Genomic DNA, 20024 nt, shown 5'->3' with positions numbered 1-20024 from the left:
CCGGCACCGAAATTTGACAAGCAAAGGGTATATATATTGTAGGATACGCTGCGCATACCTTCATGCCGTTAAGTATCGAATCTCTACCTAGATCGAACCATAAGGTCTTGTGTCGAAATTGGCAGGGTTACCCTGGTACGCACAGCGTACCCTACAGAGTTCCAGCGCTTGCATGATTTTGCCATCGCGCTGGATGGCCGGCAGCGTATCGAAAAAGAAATGTGCATAACGACAGGCACGGAGCGTGGCGACGATGAATACACTACAAGTCCTCCGGGAGCATATTGGGGTATCAAAAGCTTAAGTTATTTCACGCTCATTCCTTACCGGTTTCGTTAAATTGCGTATCTTGCTGAGAATTATCGAGAAAAGCTAGCGGATAAGGCGGACTCTGCCCTAGCCGCTTAGAAAGTTCATTGATTTTCTGCTTTAAAGCAATCATATCGAGCTCACGCCCAACCGTCGCGCGATTAAAGCGCTCCAATTCCTGATTACGATCCTCTAGCTCTTCGGTTTGCCGGCGAAGCGTCTCTTCAACGGCCTTACGAGCGGTGATATCGGTATGAGCGATGACCACGCCCTGCTCCTCTGTCTCCAATGGAGTGGCAGTCATCATAAACCAGCGCTGCCGTTCCGGCGAATGGCAGGCATATTCCAAGTAAAAAACTGGAACACGGCCTTCCAAAACCGCTAAAATTCCGTCTCTTGCCGTCATCGCGCCTTCGGACGATGAGCCGGTGCTTTTTTGACAAACGTCCAAATAATTTACGCCGACATCAACTGAATTAAACGCCTCTCCGGACGCCAGTCCGTTGTCATGAGCAAAGCGCCGCCACGGTTGATTGACCGCTACAACGATTCCCTGTTTATCCAATACAGCGATATGCGCATTAACCGAATCCAAAATCGCACGCTTAAACGCTTCGCTTTGCCGCACAGCCAATTCCGCTTGCTTTCGTTCCGTGATATCTTGATCGAGGCCTCGAAAACCGAGCAATTGACCACCATCATCGAGAATCGGCGTACCGTGAGACATGATATAACGCAAGGCGCCGTCTTTGTGACAATTTATGCTCTCAATGTCACGAAACGATTTACGATGGGTCTTAATGCCTGCAAACCATTCACGTAGCTTGTCGGCTTCTTCGGAAGGCATAAAATCGAAGGGTGTCTTACCTAGCACTTCTTCGGGCGCATATCCAAGCATTTCGAATACGCCGTCGGATGAGTAAATGTAACGCGCGTTTGTGTCGATTTCCCAAATCCAGTCCGCAGAAACATTTGCGATATCGTAAAAACGCCGCTCGCTTTCACGAAGCGCGTCTTCGGCGGCTTTGCGCGCGCTGATGTCGAGAAAGAGCCCTATGACGGCCGGCCGGCCTTGATAGTCGAAGGCACTGCCATGCGCTTCGATATATACAGGACTTCGGTCGCGGCGTAATGCGGTAAAACGGTAATTACTGATCGAGGATACCGTTCCATTGATCAAGCTAGCGATGTTATTGGTGACTTCCTCACGATACTCAGGGCTGATTAAATCGTCGACCGCCAATGTGTCGATAATATGCTGTGTAGAGTCATATCCTAAAATCGATGCAAACGCCGGGTTAATGTAGCGAAATCGATTATCCTGAATGATATAAATACCGGCTAGCGATTGCTCCACCAATGCCCGAAAACGCTCCTCGCTATTTCGTAACGACCGTTCCGCTTGTTTTAGCTCGCTAATGTCGCGGGAAATCCCGAATATCCCGATGACATTATTGTCGTTATCGAACAAAGGCCCCTTAGTGGCAAGAAATGTGCGTTTTTCGTTCGAAACTTCGAGATCCTCGTAGTAAGTAATGACTCGACCTTCTTCCAAAACAGCCCTATCGTTCGCGATAAGCATTTCGGCCTGTTCGGGTGAAAAAAGCGCCGTATCGTCAAGCCCCAGAACATCGACGGCCTTTTTTCCGGTAAAACGCTCCGAAGCGGGATTAAAAAGCGTATAACGACCTTCCAAATCCTTTGCGAAAATCGCATCGTTTGAACTATCGGCGATTGCGGCTAATAAACCGAGCGCCTTTAACCGCTCCGCTTGAGCCCGTTGTATTGCTTGAGACTCGGCTAAACGTTCCTGTTGGCGTAACAGATAGAATCCCGTCCCAATTGTAAATATCGAGATTAAACCGGCAAGTCCCAACCAAGCCGAGTCTTGCATCGTTGCCGGTCGTATTGGCGATAATTGCAATGGTTGATTGCCGAAAGATCCATATTGGCTATAAGCAAATACGAATAAGAAAACGGCGACAATCAATAACGTCCAATGCACGCCTGTACCGAAACGATTTTTTTCGGTATTTTCTGCAATGGCTTCCCGGTCCACCAAGCGGTGCATTAATTGAAACAGCAGCAACGATGTGACAATAACGAAGATCCACCCCTTAATGGTGCTAATTAACGCTATGTTATCCGGCTCATCAATAAGACTTGATAACAAGCTATCGGAAAAGAATATCCACAACGCGGCGTACAACGCATAAGTCAATACGACACGGATGATTTCCGCCCGAGGGTGTCGACGAAACATTTTGTTATGCCATTACCGAATCGCTATATCGGTCGGCTATTTCGCAAAAGACATCGAAATGCTTCAAAAACACATCGACCATGACCGGGTCGAAATGACTGCCGCGCCCCAAAGCAATAATGTCCCTGGCCTCACCGTAACTCATCGGCGCCTTATAAACACGCGGAGAAATCAAAGCATCGAAGACATCGGCCAGCGCCATGATGCGCGCCGAAACCGGTATGCTTTCGCCGGACAAGCCATCCGGATAACCGGAACCGTTCCATTTTTCATGATGCCAATGGGCTATTTCCTTAGCCAACGACAAAAATTCGACTTGCCCCGCGGCTTCTTGTTCAGCCATTTCAATCGCTTCGCTACCGATACGGGCATGCGTCTTCATCACGGCCCATTCGGCGGATGTCAATGGCCCCGGCTTGAGCAAGATGGCATCGGGAATACCGACCTTGCCGATATCGTGTAACGGCGCCGAACGACTCAATAGTTTGATAAATTTATCGGTCAGCATATCGCAAAATCCAGGGGAATCGCGCAAAGCCAAGGCCAACTCTTGCACATAACCTTGGGTTCGCAGAATATGATTGCCGGTTTCAGGATCGCGCGCTTCGGCCAGATGAGCGAGAGCCCTGATACTGACCTCTTGTATCAGCTCGTTTTCCGCCATACGCCGCGCAATCTCGGCCTCCAACCAAGAATTTTGAGCCGACAAGCGATCGCGCGCTTGTTTAAGCTCTAATTGAATTCGGACGCGCGCCATGACGATCGGGGGCGAAATCGGTTTGGTAATATAATCGACAGCACCGAATTCCAAACCCTGGAATTGCGCTTCGTCACTGTCCATCGCGGTGACGAAAATAATCGGAATATCTTTCGTGGCCGAATCGGCACGCAAATGCTCGAATACTTGATAACCGTCCATACCCGGCATCATCACATCGAGCAAAATTAAATCGGGATGCGGCGCAGTGCCGGCAATACGCAAGGCCTTTTCTCCAGACGTGGCAACGCGTACTTGAAATTGAGTTTGCAGTAAATCGCTGAGAACGCACAAATTTTCCGGCGAGTCGTCGACGATCAGTATTTTAGCGTTAGAGTTTTCCGGCATTGACAGGCTCATGGATGAGGGGAAATGAGGTAGAGCGCTAAAAACTTCCAAGCACCTGAAATTTCCATCAAATCTAACACACAAAAACAAGTGCCGCATAACTATTGTGGATATTTTTTTCGGCATTTTGAGTACTAACCCGCAAATTGCTTCAAATAATGCCTTCCGCATAATGATCATTAGCTATACAAACGCCATATTGCGTTATCGGTTATAATTTCGGCCGGATCCGCCATAGAACATTATTCAATCAATCCGCAGATGTTGACCGATAATCAGAAAGACATTCTCAAGCGCTCAAACCTTAATCTAAAACACCTGAGCGAAGAAAAACTATTAGCAATCGCCTCGCGCGCGGTCGACGAAGCGAAACTCAACGACGAAGAGCTCCTCGAATTCATCGAGATAGCCAATGCCTTGTATCGAGGCGGCGAGGCGCTGATTAGCGATGCCGAATACGACTTTACTTTTATCGCCGAACTGAAACGCCGTCATCCGAAGCACTCTTTCGTAACGCGCGTCGAACCGGAATCGGTTTTCGCCGGTAAGACGGTTGAATTACCGGTTAGAATGCTATCGACCGACAAGGCTTATAGCCAGAGCGAAATCGAGAGTTGGGCCAAACGCATCCAAAAAGCGGCCGACGAACTAAACATAGCCTTCGATTCTCTCGTTTTCAAGGTAACGCCGAAACTGGACGGCTATGCGGCCTATGACGACGGCGAACGGTTTTATACGCGCGGCGACGGCAGAAAAGGCACCGACATCACACGCGTCTTCGAGCGCGGCTTACAAGTCGCGGATAATGGCTCCCGCGGCCTGGGTGCCGGCGAAATCGTCGTCGGCAAAACCTATTTTCAGCGTTATCTGTCCGAGTTTTTCGATAACACGCGTAATTTTCAGGCCAGCGTCATCAAGGAAAAAGATCTGGAGCAACATGCGGAACAGGCGATTAAAGATCAAGCCGCAGTATTTTTTCCTTTTGCGAAACTGCCCGCTTGGCAAGGCAGTTGGACGGAACTTGCCGAGCGCTTCGATGAGATCGTAAAACAAATCTGGCATGCGGTAGATTATGACGTCGACGGCGTAATACTCGAAATTACCGACGAGCGAATAAAAACCCATATGGGCGCCACCCGCCATCATCATCGTTGGCAAATCGCCTACAAGGAAAATGTCGCGACCGCCGAAGTCAAGATCCTCCAAGTCGTACCGCAAACTTCGCGCTCAGGCCGCATCACACCGGTCGTCGAAGTCGAACCGATCCGTCTGAGCGGCGCACTGTTGCAACGGGCGACCGCTCACCATTATAAGATGGTCGTCGACAAAGGGATCGGTCCCGGCGCGGTGATCAAGCTCGCCCGAAGCGGCGAGGTCATTCCGAAAATCGAGGAAGTCATCACGCCGGCCGAACCGGATCTTCCGGAACAATGCCCGAGTTGCGGCAGCGAGTTGGTTTGGGACGGCGACTTTTTGTATTGCACAAACAATTTCGATTGCCCCGCCCAGGTCAGTCATTCGATAGAACATTTTTTTCGGGTACTCGGCAATAACGACGGTTTCGGCCCGGCGACGATCGCCAAACTTTACGATAACGATATCCGAACGATCGATAAGATCTACCAACTTAACGCATCGGATTTCGAAGCGATGGGTTTCGGCCCGAAGCAGTCGCAAAATTTGGTCGATCAATTGCAGCGTAGTTTATCCGAACCGATCGAGGACTGGCGGTTTCTGGCCGCGTTCGGCGTATTCCGAATGGGGCTTGGCAACTGCGAAAAACTGCTCGCACACTACCGTTTACCGGAAATCTTTTCGCTGAGCGAAGAAGAAATCGTCGCGCTCGAAGGCTTCGCCGAGAAAACTGCCGATATCGTACTGAAAGGTTTGAAAAAAATCGAACCGTTGTTCAACCAATTATATCGTTTAGGCTTTGTATTGAACGAAACCAAAACCAAGGAAATGCCTGCGGGACAAAGCCCCATAGCCGGCAAATCCTTGGTGTTCACCGGCACGATGCAACAAGGCTCGCGCGAGGATATGATTCGCGAAGCCAAAGCAATGGGCGCAAAAGTCGGTAGCGCGGTTAGCGGGAAAACCGACTATTTGGTCATAGGGGAAAAGGTAGGGGCAACCAAATTAAATGCCGCCGAAAAACACGGCGTACGCATACTGAGCGAAGCCGAATATCTGGATTTGATCGGTCGATAGAATGCCTGAGGGCATATACCTAGAACAAGCATTTCACCATGAAGATCATGAAGAATTAGCGTCTTCGTTCATCTAAGAGGTTAGAAAGTAAACTTAAGAACGAGCATGAAATAACTTCTACAAATGGTTCCCATGCTCTGCGTGGGAACCTGGACGGGGACGCTAGAGCGGCTCGGGATGCGTTCCCACGCGGAGCGTGGGAACGATGCGCTCATCTTTTTATTCACTGAGAGAGGATTGGATGCGGGAATCAAAAGTCTAATTTATTTTGTGCTTATTTTTTAGGTAATCTCTCGAAATACATCATGAACTTCATGCGCATCATGGTTAACCTGTCGAATTTAGGATAGGAGCTTTTGTCACCAAGTATTAATCTCGCTGAACAGAGGTTATCGAATATTTTGGAACGAAGTTGTTTGATAAATCCGCGGATATTGAACGTCAGCGGCTTTCCCTCACCTAGCGTGAGGTGAGGGAATCATATACCCATCGCACTTCAAATTTCGGCATTGACACATGGAGGCGCCGGGGTGTTCGGCAAAGGCTTTGACAGCAGGGATGCTGTCACAGAGCCTACATGGACGTATTCACGGCGTCCTTTGACGGACTCTTCGGCGCCGAAATTTGACCAGCAAAGGGTATAACTCAGTTATTTCATACTCATTCCTCAACCTACTTTCACGAGGCTTGGAACATAATCTTCCGGCGGCTCGAACCCTAACAACGAGATACAAGTCGCCGCCAGATTCGCAATTCCGGGGTTTGGCACATCGGCCAAACTCGCATGGGCCTCCCCTGAAGGATCGTAAATAATTGCCGGCACCGGGTTCAATGAATGAGCCGTTTTGGGCTTGAACTTGCCTTCATCGTCAAGAACCAGCTTACCTGTCTTTTTATCCAGCTCGCACATGTCGTCCGCATTGCCGTGGTCTGCCGAACATACTAGAATTCCGCCTGTCTTTTTCAGCGCCTCGATAATCCTGCCGATCCCTTGGTCGACGGCTTCGACAGCCACCTTGACCGCATTTACATCGCCGGTATGACCGACCATGTCGCCATTCGGATAATTCAGACGAATAAATCGATAATCCCCGCTCTCGATCGCTCGCACGACGGCATCGGTGATTTCATCCGCTTTCATTCGCGGCGCTTCCTCGAACGGACAAGAATCCGACGGAATTTCCACCCAGGTTTCAGTCGGGAATTTTCCGGAATTATTACCATTGAAAAAATAGGTCATGTGGCCGAATTTCTGCGTTTCGGAAATCGCCAACTGTTTTATACCGGCGTTCGACAAATATTCGCTCATCGTACGATCGATCGCGGGCGGCGTTACCAAATAATGCTCGGGCACGCCAAGATCGCCGTCGTATTGCATCATACCCGCATATAACACATCCGGTTTCGGACCACGATCAAACTCGGTCAATTCGTCCGCTTCAAAGGCCTTGGTAATTTCCAACGCCCGATCGCCTCGGAAGTTAAAGAAGATTACGCTATCGCCATCGACAATCGGTCCGACCGGCGCTCCGTTACGCTCGATGACGAACGCGGGTAAATCTTGATCCAAAATACCGGGTTTTTCTTTACGGAAGGTTTCTATTGCTTCCTTCATCGACGCAAAGCGCCGGCCTTCGGCTTTCACATGGGTATCCCAACCGCGCCGCACCATATCCCAATTGGCATTGTAACGATCCATCGTAATGTTCATGCGTCCGCCGCCGGATGCGACACAATAATCGACGCTCCCGTCGGCATTGATCTCGTTCAAAAAGGTTTCGAAGCGCTCGACATATTCCAGCGCCGAGGTCGGCGGCACATCGCGCCCGTCTATCAAGGCATGAATTCGCGCTTTTTTAACGCCTTGTTCCTTGGCTTTCCGCAACATCGTTTCCAAGTGATTCAGATTGGAATGCACATTGCCGTCCGAAAACAAGCCTATAAAATGTAAAGTCGACTCTTTGTTAATGACGTTTCGAATCAATTCATCCCAAACCGACTCGGGCGCGAACATAGCCCCGGATTCGATCGCCTTGCCAACCAAGGATGCCCCTTGAGAAAAAACACGTCCGCAACCAATGGCGTTATGGCCGACTTCCGAATTACCCATGTCGCCGTCATCGGGGAGCCCGACTGCAACGCCATGAGCACGCAACTCAGTGTATAAGGCGTGTTCACGCAGCCAATCCAAATTTGGCGTCGCGGATTGCAGCACAAAATCGCTTTCCGGATTTTTACCAATTCCTATCCCATCCATAATGGCCAACACCACAGGACCCTTAGGCCCTGCAAAATCCTTATTCTTTTTTAATTCATTCATTTAAAACTCCAAATTACAGGTCATTTATATAAAACAAAGAGGGGTAGTCAGTTAGCGCCTCCACCCACTACATCAAGCGCGCCAAAATTATTTGTGAAAGCTTAGGTGCGAGTATGAAATAACTTAGACAACTGTTGGAAGGGAGTTTGGTGGCTCGATTGACAGGTGTCGGCGGCAGGGCAGATTTTTGCTCCTGCAAAATCTGCATTCACGCCATCCATGGCGTTTGCAGATTTTTGCTCCTCGGCAATTGCTGAGTTACATGGATGTAATGAATGCAGAAAATGCAGGAGCATTTTTCTGCCCTGCATTGCCCTAATACACGCCATCCATGGCGTAATGCAAAATCTGCATTCATGCCATCCATGGCAATCAGATTCCGCCGTCAAGCCTACATGGACGTATTCACGGCGTCCTGTCAAACGAGTCACCAAACCACCACAAAGCCTACTACTTGTACAAGTTATTTTATGCATATTCCTTAATGAGGTCCCTCCGATTTCAGCAACGAAAAATGACTTATCGATTATTGCCTTCGACGGACTATTAGCCAAGATATCGATTAGCGACGATGCTCTCCCTTTGCGACGATACAGGTCACCGCCGCATCGCCGGTCACGTTGACGACCGTTCGAAGCATGTCTAAAAGCCGGTCCACGCCTAAAATCAAGGCAATCCCCTCGACCGGGAGCCCGACTTGGTTGAATACCATCGCCAGCATGATCAATCCGACGCCGGGTACGCCGGCCGTGCCTACCGATGCCAATATCGACATGCCGATCACGGTTAAATATTGCATCAAACCCAATTCGATCCCGTAGACATTGGCGATAAAGACTGTTGCGACACCTTGCATGATCGCGGTACCGTCCATGTTGATCGTCGCGCCGAGCGGGATCGTAAAAGCCGCGGTCGAGTTCGGCACGCCCAAATCGTGTTCGACGACACGCAAATTGACCGGAATCGTCGCATTGGAACTGGCCGTGCTAAAGGCGAAGATATGCACCGGACGCATTTTTTTCATGAATTCCCATGGATTCATCCGCGTCATGAGCCATAACAGCAAACACAACGTTACCGAAGTATGGAGAAACAAACTAGCAATAACCACCGAAAAATAACCCAGCATCGGCAGGATCAAACCTATGCCCTGTTCGGAAAAGCTCTTCGCGATTAAACAAAAAACACCGATCGGCGCAAACTCCATGACCAGCATTACGAGTTTCATCATGACTTCGTTCAACTGCTCGGCGGTTCTCAACAATTGCAAACCGACTTCGCCCGCCATCATCATCGCGATCGCAAAAAGAATCACAAAAAAAATGATCTGCAGCATATTGCCTTCGGCGAACGCATTAACCGGATTGCTCGGCACGATCCCGATCAGTACTTCGGTCAAACCGGGCGCTTCGGGTGCGCTAAATTCGGCAACTTCGCCACTACGTTCGAAATCGCGACCGGGACCGACCGAAACGGCAAGCAACAAGGCCAAGGCAATCGCAAGGCCGGTCGTCAACAAATACAAGCCAAAGGCTTTTATGCCGATTCGGCCTAGCGCGGCGATATCGCCGATGCCGCATACGCCGCAAATCAGAGAAAAGCTGACCAACGGCACGACCAGCATTTTCAAGGCATTGATAAACGAAGCGCCGACCACATAAAACAAGCCATCGACCAGATATTCCCGAATCGCCCCATTGTCATGTCCGAACGCATTGATCGCGCTTCCTGCCAATAATCCCAAGCACATCGCAATCAAAATTTTTGTGGTGATCGGCATTTTATTCTTCATGATTTACGCTCGACCTACCCACTTCCGCCTAACCCTGTAAAAACGCTTTTTTAACCGCAAGTATCGCATCATCATCCAAATGCGAGGTTCTATCGTGCCGCCGACACAAAGCGCCTCGAAAACCTAAATAATCGGGTTTACGGCGTAACAAATCAGGTATATCCACGGCCCTTAGCGACCCGGCAAGACCACACAACAGGTTGAGTTCATTACATTTAGACACAAATTCCGCAATCGCATCATCAGGCAAGACATGAGGCAACGAACCCGAACTTTTGTCCATCGTATCCAGCATTACACCCTTGAAACCGGCTTTTTTGAAAGCGGCTACGGTATGTAATTCGGGTTCGTTATCGGCAAATAATACTCCGATTAATGCTAGGCCGGCTTGAGCCAAGGGCGCCAATGCATCCAGCGTGCCTTGCCAATCGCCGCCGGGAAAAAAACCGATCTTGATATAATCGACGCCGGTCGCCGCCATATCCGTTACCGCGCTCACGATGACTTCCGGAATCATCGGCAAATCGCCGACCGTCGCGCTAATTGGGCATTGCCCATTGATTGCCTTGACGATACGTGCAACCGTCATGGTATCCAGCGCACCTAACGCGCCTTGGGAAGGCTGCTTCAAATCAATGATGTCGACTTCGAAATTCAAGATCCTCAGCGCTTCATCAAGCTTGCTGACACTCGCGAGCATCCCTGTCATGCGTTTTTCTCTCGTTTGTGCTGTTCGATGACCGCCATTAACCAAGACCACGCCTCGAGCTCCTTCGGGCTTGCGGTTTTTTCTAAGCCGATTTTAAGATAGTCCAATTCCGCATCGATTTTTTCTTGCGGCAACATACCCAGCCGACTGACCAAAATCGCCGCTTCCAAGACCGAATACTGAGCCCGGTTGAAACCCATGAACGGCGCATGGTTGACCGTATGAATAATTTTGCAAAACAGTTTCGGCCGAATCGGGTCTTCTTCGACACGAACCACTTCGACTTCGCTATGCGCCAATGCGCATGCCAAGACCTTACCGTTAATCTTCTCGGCCTCGATCAAAGGCCAATCGCGCCGCCCCGTCAAACAACCGGCAAACACCCTGACATCGTCGCAATAATTGATCACGGCATGACTGCTCGTCATGAGATTGTCGAGCGTGGTCGACGGGCAAAACGGCAAAATGATCAATTCATCATCGTGCCGATGAATACCCATTGGTGCAATATGCGCCCTGCCTTGCTGGTTTTGTGTGGTGACTATCGTTTCTAAAATCATCGGTTTAATTTTTCTTTAGCGTCGTGCCGGCCGGTTTAAAGCTGTGCAAATCGACTGTCGACTCGGTTAGATCAGTCGCGCAGCCCCAACTCAAGGCCTCGTCTTGATTGAAACGTTTGCCGAGTTGCCAGGAAATTTCGGCGCGCGCCAGTTCGACACCTAAATAAAAGGCATGACCGCCGTCGTTTTCGACGCCGAGTTTCGGATATAAATCGAACGGGTCGGTCGCCGAATGAAAACCGTCACGATTAAAAATATGCAGCCCTTCGGTGCTGGTTTGAATACGGTAGCTCGGATCGGTGATCTCGCCGGCCAGTTCTTTGATTTCATCGAGCGTATAGGGAAACGGCGCGGTTTCGTGCAGCGCCATCAAACCCGAATCGATATGCTTGGGTAACATGTTGTTTTGTTTAGCGGCATGCATGATACGCCGCGCCAAATCGGCTTCCTTGACCGCCCTGCAAGCATGTTTGCTGACTTCAGTCGCGAGAATCGCATTGATCTCGAGCTCCGAGCAAATACCCAATAATAGCGCGTTCATGCCGACCGTATCGGCATGCGTCAATTCGGTGATATTACCGACGCCCATCATGATCTCGATATCGAAATATTTTTGCCGTACCTGATGATAACGCACGACCGATTGCGTAAAACCGTAATGCAACGGGTCCAAAATAGGGTCGACCAGGAATGGGCGGTTTTTAGCCTGCATGGCTTCGATCGCACGATCGAGCGACGCCAAGTCTTCATGTATTTCCGGAATCAGAATCGGCGTCGTTTCGACTTCATCGGCGACCCAGAGCGTTCCTTCGTGCAGGCTCAACATGAAATCGGCGCCGGCCTTGCCGCCTCTGAGCAAGTCGTCGGCTTCGAGCGAATCGATGCTGACCGTAAAACCTTCCTGTTTTAATGTTCGGATAATAGCTTCCATGTGCGGAAACGGCGTTCCCGGTAAACAGCCGATATCGATCACATCGGCGCCGTGACGCCGGTAATAATGAGCTCGCTCGACGACCTCATCGACAGAAACATTCGGCGCATCGACAATTTCGGCAAATATTTTCACGCGATAGTCGCTGAGGTCGGGCTTGTGCGCTTCCTTGCCGAAAAATAAAGGTAAGTCTTTTAACTCATCGGGGCCACGCTCGACCGGTAAACCGAATTGTTGTATCACCTTATCCAGATCGCCCCGACATCGTCCGGGCAGAATCATTCGGTCGGCTTGATAGGTTTCCTTTAACCGACGGCAAATCATGTCCGTGGTCATCAACGCGGCAACTTTAATACCCAACTGATGCACCGTATAGGTAAACTCCGGCTGCATTTTTTCCAGAATCTGGTGTAATTGTTTTTCGGCCAATTTTCCGGTCAAAAACAAGATGTGCTCGCTCATGCCACACCCAATGATTTCAGGCGCCGATTGACCGCCTCGATCAATTCGTCGACGCTTTCGACGACTTGTGTATAAGGGAAGACGCGGAGTTTATCGGTCGCATCCAGATCGACCGGACGCGGATATACCATGACCTTCTTACCGCCCGGCGCGGTGGTTTCCATTTCTGGCGCGATATCGCACGGATAGACGATGCTGGGGACGCGGCATTTTCCGGCCTGAGAATAAAGATTGGTCACCAGCGAGTCGGCAATGCCCAATATGCATTTGGCTACGGTGTTCGAGGTCGTCGGCGCCATCACGAAGCTATGATAATAGCCGGTATAAAAACGACCGACCGGCGGCGACGAAGCAGCCTTATCGCGAAAAACCGGCATTCTGGCGCGAACCTCTTCGAGTTTGATGCCGTACATCTTTAAAACCTCCTCGCCGGCTTGGCTCAGGTAAAGGTCGACACTATCCAATGTCATCAAAAATTCCAGGCATTCTTCGATATAATGCCCGGAGCCGGTGACAGCCCAAGCTAAACGCGGTTTATCCATTTATTCGATCAAAATTTAAATAGTCCGCTATTATACCCGATCCTCAAAGGCCACTTCGAATACAGCCGAAATTTTATTTATGTTTAACACGATAGAAAAACCGCTGATCATGGGCATCTTAAATGTCACGCCCGACAGCTTTTCCGACGGCGGGCGGCATTACAGCCTTGATAACGCATTGGAGCAATGCCGTAAAATGCTCGCCGAAGGCGCCGACATCATCGATATCGGCGGCGAATCGACCCGCCCCGGCTCCGACCCGGTGAGCGCCGCGCAACAAATCGACCGCGTCGTGCCGGTCATCGAAGCCATCCGGAAGCATCTTGCCTCGGATATACTAATCAGCATCGATACGACACAGAGCCCGGTCGCCGAAGCGGCACTGTCGGCCGGCGCCGATATCATCAACGATATTTCGGCCGGCGAAGACGACGCCATGATTTTTGAGCTGACCGCAAAACATCAGGTTCCTATCATCTTGATGCACAAACAAGGCACACCCAAAACGATGCAGGATAAGCCTCATTACCAAGACGTCGTAGGCGAAGTGCTGAATCATTTGATGCAGCGCATCAATCAAGCAATCGAACAAGGCGTTGATCGAAGCACTATTGCGATCGACCCCGGCATCGGTTTCGGTAAACGTAAACAAGACAATTTGGATTTATTGGCGCACTTGGATCGCTTCGTCGAAAGCGGTTATCCGGTTTTGCTGGGCACTAGCCGTAAGCGCTTCATGGGTTCGATTTTGGATGTCGCCGAACCTACCGAATTGATCACCGCCACAGCCGTCACCACGGCATTGGGCGTCATGGCCGGCGTCAAGCTATTCCGCGTCCACGATATCAAAGAAAATAGGCAGGCAGTCGACGTCGCTTGGGCGATCAAACAACAGCGATGCTCTAATAATTTATAAGCGATGTAACTGTTCAGACCCCTGCATTTAAAATGGATTGTTAATTTACCTCCTCTTGAAAAAGGGGGAGATTTATTTAAATAACCTCGCCTAACCCCTCTTTTTCAAAATTTTTACTAAGGATTTGGTCGAAAATAACTTCCTTATTTTATGGAGGGTTCGGTAGCTCGATTGGCAAGTGTCGGCGGCAGGGAAAGCCGCCGTCAAGCCTACAAGGACATATTCACCCAGCACCTAAATTATCCAAGATAGTTAACCATAGCCAATGGACTATGGAATTTAGGTGCTGGGTTCACGGCGTCCTGTCAAGCAAGTTACCGAACCCTCAACAAAGCTCATAGTTCCAGGATGTTATTTATCACGAAATCCTAAGATATAGCCCTTCAAACCGCCAAGATTGCAAAAAAACAAACCTTACGCATTGTTAAAACACAACTAAATGGAGATATTAGTGACAAAAAACGCAAACCTCTATGACATTTGCGACAACCCCATCCTTAAAACCGAATCCCCAAGCACTCCCGGACAGAATCTTAGACTGATCTATAAAAAAACGATCGGACATCCTGCACTAAAATATTTTATTCTAAAAGGCTGTCGTCATCCCAGCATCAATTTTGAACAAATCCCCATCTATCAATCTATGATGCAGGAAGCCATGCAAGCCAGTACCGAGCAATGGCAAGACAAACAATGGATAACATCGACTTTTCAGCCGTTGGCACACCTACTCGACACTATCGAAAATCGCGATTGGCAGATCCGCGACTCAAGCAATCCGAGTCAAGCAAAAACATCTCAAATCGACTGCCACGTCATTATCGATGCTTGTCTTCAAGACATCTTTCGTGTTTGGAATCAAGATAAAAACGACCCATGGTTTCCGGTCGGCGCTCAAGTTCAATTATCGGGCGACGATCATATGGATGGCAAAAACTTGTTAGATGTACTTCAAGGCGTAGGCTCTTACGAATATAAAAACATTACGCTGTTATTTGCATTAATCCGCTGTTTTTTAATGCCTAATCCAAATCGACTTAAATGGTTTCGGAAACCTTACCGGGGTATTTGCGAACCAATGTCGGCAAGATTTTCCTGGATCTGGCACAGAATTGCCTTTTCTGACGTTAATTTTTTTGAGCATTTGCTCGTTTTTTTGGAATCGAATGCCGCACACCGACAATATAACGAGCGACTTATCCCGATTTTGGAAAACTTACTCCATTATTCGTTGAGCACAAGCCGTGAGTGGTTAACAACCCCTAACAAGCATATCCGGCATCCTGCCATAACTTGCCTACCGGTCGATGCCAAAGGCAAACAATTATGCCGATTATCCGACTCGTCTTGGCAAAAAAAACGGGACTTGGGATTTGGCGACTATGTGCCTGATACCGACACGACATTTCTGGCACTAGCCATGGCCAAAAAATGGATAAACTTTGTACAAAAAGAAAACTTGCAAGTCGACCGTTCATTACTTGACGAATGTGAGTCCATGTTGGCTTTTCCCTGGGTCGAGATCATTGCCGAATACCAGGTTGGCGGAAGCTATGAATCAAATTTGCCAACTATCAAACTGGCCCGTCCTTTGGATTATGACGGGGCCGTGCCGATCTGGTTTGAAAAAGCGTTTACCGATACCGACGGAAACATTCACCGGGAAGTATTAGGCAATGAGATTTGTCCAGGGCATAACCTGGATATATTGGATTCGATTCTCATCAACCGGCGACAATGGCATGCATTGACGGGAGAAAACTTGATCTTTTTGCATAAACTGCTCGATTTTCACTTTCGAGCATTTGTGAGCGATAACTTCCGTCATGAGAGCGCCTTCATTTACTATCTGCCTGAAATATACACCTATTACTTAGGGCGTTTCTATCAAACTTACCGCACGCTCAGTGCCGAAGAGCGGCAGCTTTTCGACCCCGAGCGAAAGGTCGAAACAATGCGCGAAATAGCTCTGCAATACTGTAAGGACGATCTTATCGGTCAGACTCTGAATGTGTTCGACGCAGCATTGGCCGTTTCCACTCTAGTGCAGCTTGAATATGAACCCAAACAAGACGGGGTTATCTCCGCAGGGCTCAAGGTTATCAACGATCATTTGGGTGAAGGTGGGAACGGACATCCTTTCAAAGCCTATGAATGGAATCGCATGCGCCACCCGACGCGTATTTTGGTAGGCAGCGAAATATCGACCTCATTGTTTGTCCTTAGAGCTTGTAGCGAAGCCCAGTCTTATTTGGACTCAAAGGCATGCGCCTTTCCTGAATCATACCCATCGTAGATCAAAATTCGGCACCGGGGTGCCCGCCAAAGGACGCCGTGAACCCAGCACCTAAACTCCAAAGTCCAAAGTCCAAAGTCCATTGACTATGGTCAACTATCTTGGATAATTTAGGTGCTGGGTGAATACATCCCTGTAGGCTCTGCCAGCTCCATGCTGGCAAAGCCTTTGCCGAGCACCCCGGCGCCTCCTCAGGCACTGCCGAAATTTGAAGTACGAAAGGTATAATCGGGATTTCCAACTTAAAAAAGATAGCATAGCGCTCAACCTTGATGCTGCAAAGACGCCAAGAGTTCCGACTGAGCCTGAATCGCTTCTTCCTCTTCTACCGGCGACAACTGCACATATTGGCCGTCCGGTTGCAAGAGCCACGCTTGACAATTATCTTTTAAATATAACTCTAAGTCGCTTCTAACCCGTTGATGTAATCGTTTATTCTCTATCGGAAAGCCGGTCTCGACTCTTTTAAACATATTGCGCCCCATCATATCGGCGCTAGCAACATAGACTTCCGGATTACCATCGTTTTCAAACGCGTACACACGGGTGTGCTCAAGGAATCGGCCGATAATTGACCGTACGACAATATTTTCGGAAACACCTGGAATACCCGGCTTAAGGCAACAAATACCCCTGACAATCAAGTTAATTTTGACGCCGGCCTGCGAGGCCTGATACAAGGCTTTGGTCAACTGTTGTTCGACTATAGCGTTAACTTTAATAATGATTCCGGACGGCTTTCCCGCTTGAGCATGATCAATTTCACGTTCGATCTTCTCGATCAAACCGCTATGCAGCGTAAAAGGCGATTGCAATAGCTTATTCAGCTTGGTCACCTTACCGAGACTGGTCAATTGAGCGAAGACGCGGCGAACGTCCTCGCCAAGTTCCTTGTCGCATGAAAACAAACCGTAATCGGTATAAAGCAACGCTGTTTTCGGGTGATAATTACCGCTACCGAGATGCACATAATTACGCAATTTTTTACCTTCTTTGCGTAGCACCAGACACATTTTGGCATGTGTTTTATAGCCCACGACCCCATAAACGACATGCACGGCCGCTTCCTGTAACTTTGCAGCCAAATTAATATTGGCTTTTTCATCGAACCGAGCGCGCAGCTCAATCACTACCGTAACTTCCTTACCGGCCCTAGCGGCTTTTACCAATGCGCTGACAATCGGCGAATCCACGCCGGTACGATACAGCGTTTGCTTGATCGCCAAGACATCGGGATCGGCGGCGGCCTGCTTCAAAAACTCAACAACCGGCAAAAACGATTCGAACGGGTGATGCAAAAGAATGTCTTGCTTTTCAATAGCGGCAAAAATGTTTTTGTTACGAGCCAGCTGCGGCGGTACTGCCGGCTTAAACGGCGTAAATTTCAATTCGGGCCTTTCTACATGATTAATGATTTCTTGCAAGCGATTCAAATTGACCGGCCCATCGACCAAATACAAGCGATCCTGTGTCAATTCAAAACGGGCCATCAAAAAATTGACGGTTTCTTCAGGACAATTCGAAGCAATCTCAAGCCTGACTTCATCGCCGTAATTGCGCATAGCCAATTCGCCTTCGACCGCAAGCAACAAATCGTCTATCGCATCGTCATCGACAAAAAAATCGCTATTTCGGGTCACCCGAAACTGATAGCAGCCTTTGACATTCATGCCATTGAACAATTGATCGACAAAGGCGTGAATAATTGACGACAGAAACACAAAATCATGAGGTCCGCTGCCGGTCGCGTCGGCCGGCAATTGAATGATCCTTGGCAAAGCTCGTGGAGCTTGCAAAACCGCCCGACCGCTATTTCGGCCGAAGGCATCCTTGCCGGTTAATGAAATGATGAAATTCAAACTCTTGTTGAGAATACGTGGAAACGGGTGGGCAGAATCCAATCCGACCGGCGTCAAAATCGGCAGTAATTCTTCGTTAAAGTAATTCTCCAACCATTTGAGCTGTTTAGCGGTCCATTCCGTTCGTCGGATAAAATGTATATTTTCCTCAGCCAAGGCCGGCAACAAAATGTCATTCAAGACCCGATACTGGTCTTCGACCAGACCATGCGCCTTGGCCGAAATCCTTTCGAGCTGTTCATGCGGAGACAAACCGTCGACGCCGATGGCCTTAGGGTCCATTTCGGCCATTTGCAAAAGACTCGCGACCCGGACTTCGAAAAACTCATCGAGATTCGAGCAAGAAATGCATAAATAATTCAGCCGTTCCAATAACGGTACACGAGCATCCTTAGCTTGCGCGAGGACTCTTTGATTGAATTCAAGCAGGCTAAGCTCGCGGTTCAGATACAGGTCATAACTATCGAGATTAATCGCCTCGCCGATTTCGTTTTCTTTTTCCATACTATTAATTTCCGTAATAGATTATTGTTAATTATTCACGCCCCCCTATCGCTCCCACGCTCCAGAGGCTGTAAAAGTATTTAAGATTACGAAATAACCATGAAGAGCATGAAGTAACATAAAGAGTTATATTATTGATTTTACCTTCATTTCCTTCATGTTCTTCATGGTGAATAAATTTTTTATGATGTATTCACCAATACTTTCACAGACTCTCCAGCGTGGGAATGAAGACCGAGACGCTCTAGCGTCTCGTACCGCTGGAGCGGTACTCAAGCATTCCCACGCAGAGCATCACTGCCATTAAGTTAAGGATTTTTCCGTTCGCCCTGAGCCTGTCGAAGGGTGAATGGAAAAATCCTGGGTCGATAAGTTAAGCCGTCCATGGTTCGACAGGCTCACCACGAACGGCTTAACTTAATGGCAGTGACGCAGAGCATGGGAACGATAAGTGCCGGGGGACTAACTAGCTACGATTTTTGTTAATTTGCCTGACGATACTGAGTGCCGCTTAGGATCTTAATTATTTGAAAATAATAGTTCCCGAAATAAAAACATGCCGGTCACTAATACGTTCGACTTCGAAATTTAGGCCGGCTTCGCGCAATTGTTCCTCGATTTCTTCAGGGGTAAATGCCGCCAATAACGAATGATAAAAATCGTGTTGTAAAATTTCGGGCTCCTTAGCGGCATATTTTTCAACAATTTCTATGGCTTGCCGATCGCTTTGAGGTCGGAATAAATCCATAATGGCAATCCTGGTTCCATTGCCGGCGTAGCGCTTGATAAAGTGCCACAAGGCTTGCGGTTCCGGCAAATGGTGTAACAGACTATTGCTAAAAATCAAATCATAACGGCTTCGAGACAATGAAACCGTTGGTAATTTACCGTGAATAAAACGAACGCGCGCGCTCAACTCACTCGGCATAATTGATTCGGCATAGTCAAGCATCGCTTTCGACCCGTCCAAGGCATCGACCAGAGCCGATGGGTAAATCTTTGCAAAACGGCAACTGATATCGCCCGGACCGCAGCCCAAATCCAATGCATAACCATCGAAACCACTAACGCCAACCAAGGCGTTCAAATGTTGCATAAAATGATCATTGGGCTCCGAAAAATCGGCTTGCGCATAGGCTTGCACCTGTTTGGGATCTTCCATCAATTCAGGCTCAAGTATTCGCTGCAATAATCGGTGGTTATAATGCTGATGCTCTGGGCTTATTTCGAGTTTATTCATCATTA

Annotated in this window: 13 protein-coding genes; 3 read left to right on the top strand and 10 right to left on the bottom strand. The window is 48.8% G+C overall.

From position 1 onward, the window contains the following. Positions 1–316: 316 nt before the first annotated feature. Positions 317–2572 carry a PAS domain-containing protein gene (locus MEALZ_RS07975; RefSeq protein WP_014148116.1) on the bottom strand — a complete coding sequence of 752 codons (2256 nt, stop codon included), beginning with the start codon at positions 2570–2572 and terminating at the stop codon, positions 317–319. A 4-nt stretch (positions 2573–2576) separates the two neighbouring features. Further along, the gene (locus tag MEALZ_RS07970) at positions 2577–3677 is read right to left on the bottom strand and encodes a response regulator (RefSeq protein WP_014148115.1); all 1101 of its coding nucleotides are present in this window, start codon (positions 3675–3677) and stop codon (positions 2577–2579) included. A 261-nt stretch (positions 3678–3938) separates the two neighbouring features. Here MEALZ_RS07970 and MEALZ_RS07965 point away from each other — a divergent pair, with 261 nt between their 5' ends. Next, positions 3939–5888, top strand: coding sequence for a helix-hairpin-helix domain-containing protein (locus MEALZ_RS07965; protein WP_014148114.1), 1950 nt, complete (start codon positions 3939–3941; stop codon positions 5886–5888). A gap of 667 nt (positions 5889–6555) precedes the next feature. On the opposite strand, the gene gpmI is transcribed toward MEALZ_RS07965, so the two are convergent. The 6 genes from gpmI to MEALZ_RS07935 form a co-directional block, all read right to left on the bottom strand. Continuing rightward, positions 6556–8208: a 2,3-bisphosphoglycerate-independent phosphoglycerate mutase gene (gene gpmI, locus MEALZ_RS07960; RefSeq protein WP_014148113.1), complete on the bottom strand. Its 1653-nt coding sequence runs from the start codon at positions 8206–8208 to the stop codon at positions 6556–6558. A gap of 562 nt (positions 8209–8770) precedes the next feature. Then, positions 8771–10000 (bottom strand): dicarboxylate/amino acid:cation symporter, encoded by a 1230-nt coding sequence (locus tag MEALZ_RS07955; protein ID WP_014148112.1) that lies wholly within the window; start codon positions 9998–10000, stop codon positions 8771–8773. A gap of 28 nt (positions 10001–10028) precedes the next feature. Next, positions 10029–10709 carry a (5-formylfuran-3-yl)methyl phosphate synthase gene (locus MEALZ_RS07950; RefSeq protein ID WP_046061049.1) on the bottom strand — a complete coding sequence of 227 codons (681 nt, stop codon included), beginning with the start codon at positions 10707–10709 and terminating at the stop codon, positions 10029–10031. Beyond that, positions 10706–11269 carry a DUF447 domain-containing protein gene (locus MEALZ_RS07945; RefSeq protein WP_014148110.1) on the bottom strand — a complete coding sequence of 188 codons (564 nt, stop codon included), beginning with the start codon at positions 11267–11269 and terminating at the stop codon, positions 10706–10708. Before MEALZ_RS07945 ends, MEALZ_RS07950 begins: the two co-directional genes overlap by 4 nt. A gap of 4 nt (positions 11270–11273) precedes the next feature. Next, on the bottom strand, positions 11274–12662 hold the full coding sequence (locus tag MEALZ_RS07940; protein WP_014148109.1) for a DUF6513 domain-containing protein: 1389 nt from the start codon (positions 12660–12662) through the stop codon (positions 11274–11276). Continuing rightward, on the bottom strand, positions 12659–13204 hold the full coding sequence (locus MEALZ_RS07935; protein WP_014148108.1) for a flavoprotein: 546 nt from the start codon (positions 13202–13204) through the stop codon (positions 12659–12661). The genes MEALZ_RS07940 and MEALZ_RS07935 overlap by 4 nt, the downstream gene beginning before the upstream one ends. A 79-nt stretch (positions 13205–13283) precedes the next feature. On the opposite strand from MEALZ_RS07935, the gene folP reads away from it, so the two are divergent. Both folP and MEALZ_RS07925 read left to right on the top strand, forming a co-directional pair. After that, positions 13284–14120, top strand: coding sequence for a dihydropteroate synthase (gene folP, locus MEALZ_RS07930; RefSeq protein ID WP_014148107.1), 837 nt, complete (start codon positions 13284–13286; stop codon positions 14118–14120). A 451-nt stretch (positions 14121–14571) separates the two neighbouring features. After that, on the top strand, positions 14572–16416 hold the full coding sequence (locus MEALZ_RS07925; RefSeq protein WP_014148106.1) for a hypothetical protein: 1845 nt from the start codon (positions 14572–14574) through the stop codon (positions 16414–16416). A 263-nt stretch (positions 16417–16679) separates the two neighbouring features. On the opposite strand, the gene ppk1 is transcribed toward MEALZ_RS07925, so the two are convergent. Together ppk1 and MEALZ_RS07915 are read right to left on the bottom strand one after the other, a co-directional pair. Further along, on the bottom strand, positions 16680–18779 hold the full coding sequence (gene ppk1 / locus MEALZ_RS07920; protein WP_014148105.1) for a polyphosphate kinase 1: 2100 nt from the start codon (positions 18777–18779) through the stop codon (positions 16680–16682). Between the two features lie 523 nt (positions 18780–19302). Beyond that, complete coding sequence (locus tag MEALZ_RS07915) at positions 19303–20022, bottom strand: class I SAM-dependent methyltransferase (protein ID WP_014148104.1); 720 nt, start codon at positions 20020–20022, stop codon at positions 19303–19305. Between the last annotated feature and the right edge of the window lie 2 nt (positions 20023–20024).

This window comes from Methylotuvimicrobium alcaliphilum 20Z, assembly GCF_000968535.2.
GTDB lineage: Bacteria > Pseudomonadota > Gammaproteobacteria > Methylococcales > Methylomonadaceae > Methylotuvimicrobium > Methylotuvimicrobium alcaliphilum.
This window is presented reverse-complemented; position numbering and strand designations above follow the sequence as displayed.